The sequence below is a fragment of the Pseudomonas mosselii genome, from assembly GCF_019823065.1.
GTDB lineage: Bacteria > Pseudomonadota > Gammaproteobacteria > Pseudomonadales > Pseudomonadaceae > Aquipseudomonas > Aquipseudomonas mosselii.
This window is the reverse complement of the sequence record NZ_CP081966.1, coordinates 814,164-827,500: the sequence shown is the minus strand read 5'-3', so window position 1 is coordinate 827,500 and position 13,337 is coordinate 814,164. Positions and strand designations below refer to the sequence as shown.

Annotated in this window: 11 protein-coding genes and 1 rRNA gene (1 of these 12 only partly in view); 2 read left to right on the top strand and 10 right to left on the bottom strand. The window is 62.0% G+C overall.

Annotated elements, in window-relative coordinates; translation table 11 throughout:
* From K5H97_RS03725 to mrcB, 10 genes are all read right to left on the bottom strand, one after another.
* Window positions 1-743: ribosomal RNA gene (locus K5H97_RS03725) — 16S ribosomal RNA — on the bottom strand; it reaches 794 nt to the left of the window's first position.
* A 500-nt stretch (window positions 744-1,243) separates the two neighbouring features.
* The gene (msrQ, locus tag K5H97_RS03720; protein WP_028691213.1) at window positions 1,244-1,852 is read right to left on the bottom strand and encodes a protein-methionine-sulfoxide reductase heme-binding subunit MsrQ; all 609 of its coding nucleotides are present in this window, start codon (window positions 1,850-1,852) and stop codon (window positions 1,244-1,246) included.
* Window positions 1,852-2,865, bottom strand: a complete 1,014-nt coding sequence (gene msrP / locus K5H97_RS03715; RefSeq protein ID WP_028691214.1) for a protein-methionine-sulfoxide reductase catalytic subunit MsrP — start codon at window positions 2,863-2,865, stop codon at window positions 1,852-1,854. Before msrP ends, msrQ begins: the two co-directional genes overlap by 1 nt.
* Window positions 2,866-2,942: 77 nt before the next feature.
* Window positions 2,943-3,794 carry a CDP-diacylglycerol--serine O-phosphatidyltransferase gene (pssA, locus tag K5H97_RS03710; protein WP_028691215.1) on the bottom strand — a complete coding sequence of 284 codons (852 nt, stop codon included), beginning with the start codon at window positions 3,792-3,794 and terminating at the stop codon, window positions 2,943-2,945.
* 151 nt (window positions 3,795-3,945) lie between these two features.
* Window positions 3,946-4,962, bottom strand: coding sequence for a ketol-acid reductoisomerase (gene ilvC, locus K5H97_RS03705; protein ID WP_028691216.1), 1,017 nt, complete (start codon window positions 4,960-4,962; stop codon window positions 3,946-3,948).
* Window positions 4,963-5,016: 54 nt separating this feature from the next.
* On the bottom strand, window positions 5,017-5,508 hold the full coding sequence (ilvN, locus tag K5H97_RS03700) for an acetolactate synthase small subunit (RefSeq protein ID WP_003250040.1): 492 nt from the start codon (window positions 5,506-5,508) through the stop codon (window positions 5,017-5,019).
* Window position 5,509: 1 nt separating this feature from the next.
* A complete protein-coding gene (locus K5H97_RS03695) occupies window positions 5,510-7,234 on the bottom strand; it encodes an acetolactate synthase 3 large subunit (protein ID WP_028691217.1) in 1,725 nt (574 codons plus the stop codon).
* Window positions 7,235-7,641: 407 nt separating this feature from the next.
* Complete coding sequence (locus tag K5H97_RS03690) at window positions 7,642-7,974, bottom strand: YqcC family protein (RefSeq protein WP_028691218.1); 333 nt, start codon at window positions 7,972-7,974, stop codon at window positions 7,642-7,644.
* The gene (locus K5H97_RS03685) at window positions 7,971-8,750 is read right to left on the bottom strand and encodes a tetratricopeptide repeat protein (protein ID WP_028691219.1); all 780 of its coding nucleotides are present in this window, start codon (window positions 8,748-8,750) and stop codon (window positions 7,971-7,973) included. The genes K5H97_RS03690 and K5H97_RS03685 overlap by 4 nt, the downstream gene beginning before the upstream one ends.
* Before the next feature lie 26 nt (window positions 8,751-8,776).
* Window positions 8,777-11,098: a penicillin-binding protein 1B gene (gene mrcB / locus K5H97_RS03680; protein WP_028691220.1), complete on the bottom strand. Its 2,322-nt coding sequence runs from the start codon at window positions 11,096-11,098 to the stop codon at window positions 8,777-8,779.
* Window positions 11,099-11,215: 117 nt separating this feature from the next.
* Between mrcB and K5H97_RS03675 the strand changes: the two genes are divergently transcribed.
* A complete protein-coding gene (locus K5H97_RS03675) occupies window positions 11,216-12,778 on the top strand; it encodes a bifunctional aminoglycoside phosphotransferase/ATP-binding protein (protein WP_028691221.1) in 1,563 nt (520 codons plus the stop codon).
* 100 nt (window positions 12,779-12,878) lie between these two features.
* Window positions 12,879-13,232, top strand: a complete 354-nt coding sequence (locus K5H97_RS03670) for a pentapeptide repeat-containing protein (protein WP_028691222.1) — start codon at window positions 12,879-12,881, stop codon at window positions 13,230-13,232.
* Window positions 13,233-13,337 lie beyond the last annotated feature (105 nt).

Sequence of the window (13,337 nt, the reverse complement as noted above, 5' to 3'; positions counted from 1 at the left end):
TATCAGTCCAGGTGGTCGCCTTCGCCACTGGTGTTCCTTCCTATATCTACGCATTTCACCGCTACACAGGAAATTCCACCACCCTCTACCATACTCTAGCTCGCCAGTTTTGGATGCAGTTCCCAGGTTGAGCCCGGGGCTTTCACATCCAACTTAACGAACCACCTACGCGCGCTTTACGCCCAGTAATTCCGATTAACGCTTGCACCCTCTGTATTACCGCGGCTGCTGGCACAGAGTTAGCCGGTGCTTATTCTGTCGGTAACGTCAAAACAGCAAGGTATTAACTTACTGCCCTTCCTCCCAACTTAAAGTGCTTTACAATCCGAAGACCTTCTTCACACACGCGGCATGGCTGGATCAGGCTTTCGCCCATTGTCCAATATTCCCCACTGCTGCCTCCCGTAGGAGTCTGGACCGTGTCTCAGTTCCAGTGTGACTGATCATCCTCTCAGACCAGTTACGGATCGTCGCCTAGGTGAGCCATTACCTCACCTACTAGCTAATCCGACCTAGGCTCATCTGATAGCGCAAGGCCCGAAGGTCCCCTGCTTTCTCCCGTAGGACGTATGCGGTATTAGCGTTCCTTTCGAAACGTTGTCCCCCACTACCAGGCAGATTCCTAGGCATTACTCACCCGTCCGCCGCTGAATCAAGGAGCAAGCTCCCGTCATCCGCTCGACTTGCATGTGTTAGGCCTGCCGCCAGCGTTCAATCTGAGCCATGATCAAACTCTTCAGTTCAATACTGCTTGGGCTTTTAAGAAACCCTAAACTTGGCTCAGCAATCTCAAATGACTATGTGATTTCTCGCATGGCCACTTGTGATGCTGATAATCTTGGCGACGATCAGTCCGTACTCACAAGCACCCACACGAATTGCTTGATTCAATTTGTTAAAGAGCGTTTGGCCAAGAGCGTTTCGTCTCAACCGAGGCGCGCATTCTACGCTTTCCTCATTTGCTGTCAAGCGTTTATTTTGAGGTTTTTAACGAAGAACTCGTTTCACTTCAAACACTTGACTCGCTGCGATCTCTCGTAGCGGGAGGCGAATCATACAGCGTTACAACCTGCTGTCAACTGCCTTTCTCACCGCTGCCGATCGTTAGACCGAAGCACCTCCGCCACCCTCTTCAACAATCAACTCATTGATATTCAAGGAGTTTTTCGTTCCGATGTCGCTGGAAGTGGGGCGCATTGTAAGGGAATCTGAGAGGGCGTCAAGCTTTTATTAAAGAAAGATTTCAGGCCGCCCTCCCCCGCCCCATCAATCGTGGAACACGCCGCCATACCGGGGGAATGCGCAGCACCAGCAGCAAGACTCCGATAGCGGCATACACCGCCCATTCCTTCAGGTCCGAGCGCACGATCCACAGGAAGTGCAACAGCCCCAGCCCGAGAATCACATAGACCAGCCTGTGCAGCTTTTTCCACCGCGCCCCCAGGCGCCGCTGGCTGTAACGGTTGGAGGTAACCGCAAGCGCCAGCAGGCCAAGGAAACCCAAGGCGCCAACAATGATGTAGGGCCGCTTGCGCAGCTCGACGCCGAACTGCCCCCAATCCAGCCCCAGGATGAACACCATGTACGCCGTCATGTGCAGGACTATATAAGCAAAGCACCACAGCCCCAGCTGGCGCCGCACCACAATCCACCCCGACCACCCCGTCAGCCGCTGCAGCGGCGTCATGCCCAGGGTGATAAGCAAAAACACCAACGCCCCCAAACCAAGTCGGTCCATCATGATCTTCCCAGGATCCGGCCCAAGCAGCCCCATGGCAGCTTCATAGAACCACCACAGTGGAAACAGGCACCCCACGACGAAGATCGCCAGGCGAAACCAGGGATAGCGCATCAGTAGTTCTTCCGCAGGTCGAGACCGGTATAGAGCGACGCCACTTCATCGGCATAGCCGTTGAACATCAGCGTATCGCGCACATTGGGACTGAACAGCCCGCTGGGCAAGCGGCGCTCCCGCGCCTGGGTCCAGCGCGGGTGGTCGACCGTCGGGTTGACGTTGGCATAGAAGCCGTATTCGTCCGGCGCCAGCCCCTGCCAGGTGGTCTGCGGCTGCTCCGCCACCAGGCTGATGCGCACGATCGACTTGATGCTCTTGAATCCGTACTTCCATGGCACCACCAGGCGCAGCGGCGCGCCGTTCTGGTTGGGCAGCTCGCGGCCATACATGCCCACCGCCAGAATCGCCAACGGGTTCATCGCCTCATCCAGGCGCAAGCCCTCCACATACGGCCAGTTGATCAGGGCGAAGCCGGAACGCTGGCCGGGCATGCTCTTGGGGTCTTCCAGGGTTTCGAAACGGATGTAGCGCGCCTTCGAGGTAGGCTCGACCTGTTTGAGCACCTGCGCCAAGGGGAAGCCCAACCAGGGAATCACCATCGACCAGGCCTCCACGCAGCGCAGGCGGTAGATCCGCTCCTCGAGCTGGTAAGGCTTGATGAAGTCCTCCAGCGCATAGCGCCCGGGCTTGGCCACCTCACCATCGACCACCAGGCTCCAGGGTTCGGTCTTCAGACCGCCGGCATTGGCCGCCGGATCGCCCTTGTCGGGGCCGAACTCATAGAAGTTGTTGTAGTGGGTGGCGTCCTTGAACGGCGTGATCGCTTCGCCACTGACGGTGACCGCCTGCCAGCGGGTGCTGACCAGCTTGTCGCTGAACCAGCCGGGGGCGGCACCGCCCTCGACATCGGCATAGCGGGACACCTCGGCAGCCGCGCCCAACCGCGGCAACGCGCCCAGGGCCACGCCCGCCAGGCCTGCGCCTAGCAAGGTGCGACGGGAGAAGTAGATGGATTCGGGGGTGATCTCCGAGGCTTTGCAGTCGGATGGTCGGGGAAGCTTGATGAGCATGGCGGCTCCACAGTACGGGTCACTGATGTACACGTAAGACTATGGAGCCTGCAGGTTATTCCGCGATTAAATCCTTGTCAGGATTTACGACGGCGCGCCCGCAACAGGAACTGGATCGGCCCCGATGCAGCATAGGCAAGGAAGATCAGCAGCAGGATGCGCGGCGGATCGCTGAACACCACGGCGAACACCAGCACCACGGCGAGGATGGCGACGAAGGGCACGCGCCCCTTGAGGTCGAGTTCCTTGAAGCTGTTGTACTTGATGTTGCTGACCATCAGCATGCCCGCGGCCGCCACCAGCAGCGCCACCAGGAACGACAGCTTGGAGCCCTGGATGCCGTAGTCGCTGAACGCCCAGACGGTACCAGCCACCACGCCGGCCGCCGCCGGGCTGGCCAGGCCGATGAAGTAGCGCTTGTCGGCGGTGCCGACCTGGGTGTTGAAACGCGCCAGGCGCAGCGCGGCGCCGGCCACATAGATGAAGGCGACCATCCAGCCGACCTTGCCCATGTCCCCCAGGGCCCAGCCGAACGCCAGCAACGCCGGGGCCACGCCGAAGGCGACCATGTCCGACAGCGAGTCGTACTCGGCGCCGAAGGCACTTTGCGTATTGGTCATGCGGGCCACGCGGCCATCGAGGCCGTCGAGGACCATGGCGACGAAGATCGCGATGGCGGCGAAGGCGAAATACTTGCTCGCCTCCCGTGGATCACCCGCGCTCAGGGCGCTCTGCGCGCTCATCGAGCTGATGATGGAATAGAAGCCGGCGAACAGGTTCGCGGTGGTGAACAGGTTGGGCAGCAGATAGATACCGCGGTGACGCACCTTGCGCCCTTCGGCGTCGTGACCTTCTTCAACGTGCTCATCGACAGGTAGCAGGCTTTCGGCGTCGGAGGGCTTGTTCGGCTCTTCGGGACGTTCGCTCATGAAAAGTACCTTGCAACAGGGTGGAATATGTTCGACATGGGCTCGGCAAAACCGTTCTAACAGCGAGCCACTGGTCGCTTTATACCAGAAGCTGACCGCGCAAACGAAAAAACGCGGCCGAAGCCGCGTTTTTCATTTATCGACGCAAGACTCAGTTCTTGGTCTTGTCGACGATCTTGTTGGCCGAGATCCAAGGCATCATCGAACGCAGTTGCTCGCCGATGATTTCGATGCCGTGGGCGGCGTTGTTGCGACGCTTGGCGGTCATCGAAGGATAGTTGGTGGCGCCTTCGCTGATGAACATCTTCGCGTACTCGCCGTCCTGGATGCGCTTGAGGGCATTGCGCATGGCCTTGCGGGATTCTTCGTTGATGACTTCTGGGCCGGTGACGTACTCACCGTACTCGGCGTTGTTGGAGATCGAGTAGTTCATGTTGGCGATACCGCCTTCGTACATGAGGTCGACGATCAGCTTCAGCTCGTGCAGGCACTCGAAGTAGGCCATTTCCGGGGCGTAGCCCGCTTCGACCAGGGTCTCGAAACCGGCCTTGACCAGTTCCACGGTACCGCCGCACAGAACGGCCTGCTCACCGAACAGGTCGGTTTCGGTCTCGTCCTTGAAGGTGGTTTCGATGATGCCGGTACGGCCGCCACCGACGCCAGCGGCGTAGGACAGGGCGACGTTCTTGGCGTTGCCCGAGGCGTCCTGGTAGACAGCGATCAGGTCAGGGATGCCGCCGCCCTTGACGAACTCGGAGCGCACGGTGTGGCCCGGGGCCTTCGGCGCGATCATGATCACGTCGAGGTCGGCACGCGGAACGACCTGGTTGTAGTGGATCGAGAAGCCGTGGGAGAAGGCCAGGGTGGCGCCCTTCTTGATGTTCGGCTCGATCTCGTTCTTGTACAGCTGGCCCTGGAATTCGTCCGGGGTGAGGATCATGACCAGGTCGGCAGCGGCGACGGCGGTAGCCACGTCAGCCACTTTCAGGCCGTGGGCTTCTGCCTTGGCAACGGTGGCCGACCCTTTACGCAGACCGACGGTAACGTCCACACCGGAGTCCTTCAGGTTGCACGCCTGGGCGTGACCTTGCGAACCGTAACCGATGATGGCGACTTTCTTGCCCTGGATGATGGAAAGGTCGCAGTCTTTGTCGTAGAAAACTTTCATGAAAATACCCCTGTTATATCTCGGCCCCAGCGGAGCCATCGCTAGTTTTTGAAGTTAGATGCTGAGCACTTTGTCGCCACGGGCAATGCCGGTGACGCCACTGCGCACGGTTTCGAGAATCGATGCGGTGCCGATGGCCTGGATGAAGCTGTCCAGCTTGTCGCTGGTGCCGCTCAGCTGCACGGTGTACACGCTGGCGGTCACGTCGACGATCTGGCCACGGAAGATATCCGTGGTGCGCTTGATTTCGGCGCGCTGGGCACCGGTGGCCTTGACCTTGACCAGCATCAGTTCGCGCTCGATGTGGGCGCTTTCCGACAGGTCCACAAGCTTGACCACTTCGACCAGCTTGTTCAGGTTCTTGGTGATCTGCTCGATCACCTCGTCATGGCCAACGGTGGTCAGCGTCAGACGCGACAGAGTCGGGTCTTCGGTCGGTGCCACGGTCAGGCTTTCAATGTTGTAGTTGCGCTGGGAGAACAGACCGACCACGCGAGACAAGGCACCGGGTTCGTTTTCCAGCAGCAGGGAGATGATGTGCCGCATATCAGGTACGCTCCGTCTTGCTCAGCCACATGTCACGCATCGAGCCGTCCTTGATCTGCATCGGATAGACGTGCTCGGTCCGGTCGACCGCGATGTCGATGAACACCAGGCGGTCCTTCATCGCGAAAGCCTCTTCCAGTTTCGGCTTGAGGTCTTTCAGGCTGGTGATGCGGATGCCCACATGGCCATAGGCCTCGGCCAGCTTGACGAAGTCCGGCAGCGACTCGACGTAGGAGTGCGAGTGGCGACCGTTGTAGGCCATGTCCTGCCATTGGCGGACCATGCCCAGCACACCGTTGTTCAAGTTCACGATCTTCACCGGCAGGCCGTACTGCATGCAGGTGGACAGTTCCTGGATGTTCATCTGGATGCTGCCTTCACCGGTGACGCAGGCCACGTCCTGGTCAGGGAAGTTGAGCTTGATGCCCATGGCCGCCGGGAAACCGAAGCCCATGGTGCCCAGGCCACCGGAGTTGATCCAGCGGTTGGGTTTGTTGAAGCGATAGTACTGGGCCGCGAACATCTGGTGCTGGCCCACGTCGGAGGTGACGAAGGCATCGCCTTTTGTCACTTCGCACAGGGTCTCGATCACCTGCTGCGGCTTGATGAGGTTGCCGTCGCCCTTGTCGTAGGGGAACAGTGCACCGTCGCCGCGCCATTCGTCGATCTGCTTCCACCAGGCATCCAGCGCCGCCTTGTCGGGTTGCTCGCCGATCTCCTTGAGGATGGTGAGCATCTCGCTCAACACGCTCTCGACCGGGCCGACGATCGGCACATCGGCCTTGATCATCTTGGAGATCGACGCCGGGTCGATGTCGATGTGGATGATCTTGGCGTTCGGGCAGAACTTGGCCGGGCCGTTGACCACGCGGTCGTCGAACCGCGCGCCGACGGCGAAGATCACGTCGGCGTGGTGCATGGCCATGTTGGCGGTGTAGCTGCCGTGCATGCCGAGCATGCCGAGGAACTGGCGATCGGTGCCCGGGAAGCCGCCGAGGCCCATCAAGGTGTTGGTGACCGGCAGGTTCAGCGACTTGGCGATTTCGGTGAGGGCTTCGGAGCCGCCGCCGAGGATCACGCCACCACCGGAGTAGACGATCGGGCGCTTGGCCGCCAGGAGCATCTCGGCCGCCTTGCGGATCTGCCCGGAGTGACCACGAACAGCCGGGCTATACGAACGCAACTTGACCTTTTTCGGGTAGATGTACTCGAACTTCTCGGCCGGGTTGGTCATATCTTTTGGAATATCGACCACCACCGGGCCGGGACGGCCGGACTGCGCAAGATAGAAGGCTTTTTTCAGGACTTCGGGGATTTCCGAGGCGTGCTTGATCATGAAGCTGTGCTTCACGATCGGCCGGGAGATACCGATCATGTCGGTTTCCTGGAACGCGTCGGTGCCGACCATGGTGCTGGGCACCTGGCCAGACAGGATGACCATCGGAATGGAATCCATGTAGGCGGTGGCAATGCCGGTAATGGCATTGGTCGCGCCCGGACCGGAAGTCACCAGGACCACGCCGGCCTTGCCGGTGGCACGGGCGTAACCGTCCGCCATATGGGTGGCAGCCTGCTCGTGACGGACCAGGATGTGCTGGACTTCCGGTTCCTTGAACAGGGCATCGTAAACATGAAGGAGAGCACCGCCAGGGTACCCGTAGATGTGCTTAACGCCTTCGTCACGCAAGAAGCGGACGACCATCTCAGCGCCAGATAAAAGCTCCACGTTGTTCACCTCTAAAACGCCAGAATACCGCCCTCACTGAGCGGGTCTTAATAGGTTTACTGCCAAGCAGAGCATGAGCGAACGTCAGCACTGACTGAGCAAGTATTGGGAGTGCCCTGGTGTGTTGCGGGCCTTCCCACCCAGCGCGAGGTAACGCGTTGCGGGGTGTTACAAGTCGGCGCGGGTGTGCGCCTCATGATCTGCTTAGCGGGTCTGCTTCTGGCAGTCCCTCTACAGCGGAATCTGGATTCTTGTGATTCGGCGCGCACAAGTCAAGAGAAATTATTGCCAATTTTTCCGCAAGATGAATCTCCGCCACCACTAAAAAGGCCGGCAGCAGCAGATATAAGAAGATTTTCATAAAAAAGGGCCACAATCTGCGGCCCTTGATGGAAAAAGAGAAGAAATCAGGCGGAGGGGCTGATCAAATGGTCGAATGCTGCCAACAGGCGCCGTAGCTCGCGGCTTTGTTCCGGACGACCGACAAACACCGTCTCGGCCATGACCAGGATGCCCGAGGCATTGGGCAGCGGGTGACCGTGCTCGAGAATCAGTTTCATCCGCGGCAGGAAGATCCACTGCAGCCACTGCTCGAAGGCCATGCTGTCGACGGCGAACGGCACCACGCTGGCCAGCGCCTCGGCGCTAGGCGTGGCATCACTCCACCAACCTTGGACCTTGAGCTCGCGCTCGATCAGCAGCAAGTGGTCGGCGATATCGAGGATGCGCTGCTCCATCACAGGTTGACCCGCGCCTTCTGCCGCGCCAGGGCGGCACCTGCGCTGTCACCTTGCTTCTCGCGGGCCTGGGCGATGGTGTTCCACAGCTGGGCCTGCAGGTCTGGGCGACCGTTGGCGTAGGTCAGCGCACGGCGTGCCAGTTGCTCGGACTGCGCCGCATCGCCCTGGGACAGGCGCACCTGAGCCAGGCGGAACAGCACCTGCGGCTCACGCGGGGCGATGCGCTGGGCACGCTCCAGGCTCGACGCGGCGCCGTTGAAGTCGCCACTGCCCTGCTGCTGCTGGGCGGTGGTCAGCAGCGCCAGCACCGGGCCGTCGAGCTGTTCGTCGGCGGACAGGCCGCCGCCGGACGTGTTGCCACGCGGGATACCGGTCGGGGCACTGGTCACCGGCGCCGGATTGCTCATCGAGGCGATATCGAACGGTTCGTCGGCGATCGGGTTGGGGTTGGTCGTGATCGGGCCGCTGCTGACCGGGCCCGGGGTGATCGGGCCGGTGCTGATCGGCGCCGGCCCGGTGCCTGCCGGGAACGACTGGATCGGCGCGCCGCCGGTCCCTTGCGGGATCATCACGGTGACGCCGGAGTCTTCCGGCAATGACTGGGCCTGGCTGCTGCCACCGCTGGTCGGATAGGCCGACGTGCGGTTGGCCGAGACGCGCTCGCTGTTGGAGACCCGGGTGCTCGAATCGACCACCGGAATGTTGCCACGCGGGACGCTGGCACAGCCGTGCAGCACGGTCACTGCCGCCACGGCAGGAATCCACCACTTGTTCACTTCACACCCTCTTCAGAAGCTCGCGCTCAATTCATCCAGCCCTTGACCCAGTCCATCACCTCTTCGGCCGGGTTCTGCTCGCCACCACAGGTGGCGCCAGCGGGTGGTTCACTGCCACGAATATACGGCATCTGCACCGCTCCCGGACAGCTGCCGTCGGAACCCTGGCCGCTGTATGGATCGATCCAGGCCTGCACCACGTTGTCCGGCTGCGGCATGTCCAGCGGCAGCGGGTCGGCCTTCTTCATGAAGCTGGTCCACACCTGCAGCGCGCCGGTGGCACCGGTGAACGGCGTCTTGCCGTTGTCGTCGCGGCCCAGCCAGACCACCGCCAGCAGGTCCTGGCTGAAGCCGGAGAACCAGCTGTCGCGCGAGTCGTTGCTGGTACCGGTCTTGCCCGCCAGGGTCAGCGAGCTCGGCAGCACGCTGTAGACCGAGCGACCGGTGCCTTCGCGCATCACCCGCTGCATGGCGTTCTGCACCAGGTAGATCGAACCCGGATCGAAGGTCTGCTGGATCTGGAACGGGTAGCGCTTGAGCGGCTCGCCTTCGGCGGTGAGCACGCTGCGGATACCGCGCATCGGCGTGTTGAAGCCACCGTTGGCGATGGTCTGGTACATGGTCGCCACCTGCATCGGCGACATGCCGCCGGCGCCCAGCAGCATCGATGGGAACGCCGGCCAGTCGACCTGCACGCCAAGCCGACCGATGGTCTTGATCACGTTGGGCACGCCGACTTCAAGGCCGAGCTTGGCGGTCGACAGGTTGTAGGAATTGGCCAGGCCCTGGTACAGGTAGATGGTGCCGTGAGGGCGGCGATCGTAGTTCTGCGGACGCCACACCTGGCCGTCGGCGCCCTTGACCGAGAACGGCTCGTCCTGCACCCAGCTGGTCAGGGTGAACTTGCTCGGTTGCTCCAGCGCGGTCAGGTAGACCGCCGGCTTGACCAGCGAGCCGATCGGCCGCACGGCGTCGATGGCGCGGTTGAAACCGGCAAAGCCCGACTGGCGGCTGCCGATCAATGCCTGCACTTCACCGGTCTCGGGGTTGGTGACGACCATGGCCGATTCCACTTCGTCGGCGCCCTTGCGCCCGGCAAGGCGCTTGAAGGTCTCGCTCATGGCGGTCTCGGCCTTCATCTGCAGGATCGGGTCGAAACTGGTGAAAATGCGCAGGCCTTCTTCGGTCAGGTCTTCATCGCGGTAGTCCTGGCGCAGCTGACGCTTGACCAGGTCGAGGAAGGCCGGGAACGAGCTGTCGGCCAGGCTGCCGCGCTTGGTCACGCCCAGCGGCATCTTCTTCGCCGCGTCGACCACCTCCTGCGTGGCCACGCCCTGCTCGGCGAGCAGGTCGAGCACCAGGTTGCGCCGTTGCAGGGCGCGCTCGGGGTAGCGGCGCGGGTTGTAGTAGGACGGGCCCTTGACCATGCCCACCAGCAGGGCGATCTGGTGCAGCTTGAGCTCCTGCAGCGGCTGGCTGAAGAAGAACTGGCTGGCCAGACCGAAGCCGTGCACCGCGCGCTGGCCGTCCTGGCCGATGAACACTTCGTTCAGGTAGGCCTCGAGGATCTCGCGCTTGTCATAGTGCAGTTCCAGAAGCAGCGACATCATCGCCTCGGTCAGCTTGCGGCTGAGGCTACGCTCGTTGGTCAGGAAGAAGTTCTTCACCAACTGCTGGGTCAGGGTACTGCCGCCCTGGCGCATGGCGCCGGAGGAGGTGTTGACCCACACCGCCCGGGCAATGGACTTGGGTGACACGCCGAAGTGGCTGTAGAAATCGCGGTCTTCGGTGGCGATCAGGGTTTCCACCAGGTACGGCGGCACCTGGTCGATCTTGATCAGGATGCGGTCTTCAAGGTTCTTCGGGTAGATGCCGCCGATCATCAGCGGCTCCAGGCGTACCACGTCGAGCTTGCCGCCATTGGCGCCGCTCAAGCCCGCGACATAGTCGCCGGAAAAGCGCACACGCACGAACTGCGCTGGCTCCATACCTTCATAGAACTGGAAGCCACGGGTGTTGAGGTCGACGTTGTTGCCGTTGACCGACGCTGCGCCCGGGCCATTGGCCACGCCTTCGCGGCGGTAGCCCAGGGCATCGAGTTCGGTGAGGAAGTCGTTCTTGCTCAGCTTCTGGCCGACGAACAGCTCCAGCGGCCGGGCATACACCTTGGCCGGGATGGTCCAGCGCTTGCCGGAGAACTTCTCCTGGACGGTGGCATCGAGGTAGACCGCGAAGCCGGCGATCACCACCAGGCCAACCAGGCTGAGCTTGAGTGCCCAGCCCAGCCAGGCGCGGGCGCGGCCGGTCGGGCGTTTTTTAGGGGTGCGGGAATTTCGGGTACGTGTCATGGCGGCGGATTATACGCACTTTGGAAAAGGGGGGCAGACGCCCCTCGGCGGTTTGCAGGGACGGCACCATTGACCATAATGTCCGATTCGAATTCCCTGACTCCTGAAGGATGATCCGTGAGCCAAGCCCTGATCAGCGCGCTGCAGAACCCCGCCCTCTATCCGCACCCGGTTGCGGGCTTCCAGCTCATCGAGACGCACATCTCCTGGGTTTTGCTCACCGGCGAGTACGCCTACAAGATCAAGAAGCCCATGAACTTCGGCTTCCTCGACTTCACCGGCCTGGACCAGCGCGGGCATTTTTGTAACGAAGAGCTGCGGCTGAACCAGCGCCTGACCGAAGGCCTGTACCTGGAAGTGCTGCCGATCACCGGCAGCGTCGAGGCCCCACAGGTCGGCGGCGAAGGCCCGGCGATCGAGTACGCGCTGAAGATGCGCCAGTTCCCCCAGGACCAGATGCTCAGCACCCTGCAGGCCAACGGCGAGCTGAACGCCGGTCACATCGACCAGATGGCCAGGCAGATCGCCGAGTTCCACCTGCAGGCGCCGAAAGTGCCGGTCGACCATCCGTTGGGCACCCCGGACGCGGTCATGGCGCCGGTGGAGCAGAACTTCGAGCAGATCCGCCCGTTCCTGACCGACAAGGTCGACCTGCAGCAACTGGACAACCTGCAGGCCTGGGCTCAGGACAGCTTCAAGCGCCTGCATAGCCTGCTCGAGGCGCGCAAGGCCAATGGTTTCATTCGTGAGTGCCACGGCGACATCCACCTGGGCAACGCTACCCTGATCGACGGTAAGGTGGTGATCTTCGACTGCATCGAGTTCAACGAGCCGTTCCGCCTGACCGATGTCTACGCTGACGTCGGCTTCCTGGCCATGGACCTCGAGGACCGCGGCCTGAAGTGCCTGTCGCGACGCTTCATCAGCCAGTACCTGGAACTGACCGGTGACTACCAAGGCCTGGAACTGTTGAACTTCTACAAGGCCTATCGCGCCCTGGTGCGGGCCAAGGTCGCGCTGTTCAGCCTGTCGCCCGACGCCGACGGCGTGCAGCGCGCCACCACCCTGCGCACCTACCGCAACTACGCCAACCTGGCCGAAAGCTACAGCACTATCCCTTCGCGCCTGCTGGCAGTCACCCAGGGCGTCTCGGCGGTGGGCAAGAGCCATGTGGCGATGCGTCTTGTCGAGGCCTTGGGCGCGGTGCGCGTGCGTTCGGACGTGGAGCGCAAGCGTCTGTTCGGCAAGCAGTCGGCGGCCGACGCGGGCCAGCTCGAGGCGGGCATCTACGACAAGGAAGCCAGCATCGCCACCTACCAGCGCCTGCATGAGCTGGCGGCGATCATCCTGCACGCCGGTTTCCCGGTGGTACTCGACGCCACCTACCTCAAGCATGACCAGCGCAAGGCGGCGGCGGACGTCGCCAGCGAGACCGGCGTGCCGTTCCTGATTCTCGACTGCCAGGCCCCCGACGCGGTGATCGCCAGCTGGCTGGCCCAGCGCCAGGCCGAAGCCATCGACCCGTCGGACGCCACCCTGGAAGTGATCCAGGCGCAGCAGGCCAGCCGCGACCCGCTGGATGCCGAGGAGCAGAAGCACAGCAAGCGCGTGAACACCCAGGAAAGCGCCAGCATGGACCAGCTGATCGAGCAGATCCGCCAGCACCTGCCCGGCCTTTGAGCCACAAGGCGTGAAGCAGTCGACAGTTCACGCCTGAAGTCAGGCGCCCCTCCAGTGATGTCATTACAATATCATCACACCCCACGGAGGAGGCGCCGCCATGAATCAGCCCCGTCAGCTGGACAACGTCCTGTACACGATGATCCGCGACGAGAAGATCGCGGCGTTCAACCGCGAGAAGCCCAGCGATACGACTATCGACTTTCGAGGCGGTGATTTCCGCGGCCTGGACCTGCGCGCCCTGGATGTGCGCGGCATCGACTTCACCGACGCGTACTTTCGCGCCGCTGACCTGCGTGGGCTCGACCTGCGCGAAAACGGCCTGGAGGGCGCCAGCCTCGCCCACGCGCAGATCTCCGGGACCTACTTCCCGGCTGAGCTCAGCGCCGACGAAATCCTGATGTCAGTGAAGTTCGGGACGCGGATGCGATATCGCAGTGCTCACCAAAAATAAGAGACCTGTGGGAGCGGGCTTGGCCCGTTCCCACGCCTCAGCCCCATAAAGGTTGCGTCCATCGAAACGACTGCATCCCGTCGGCGCCGATGGCAAAAGGCCGCG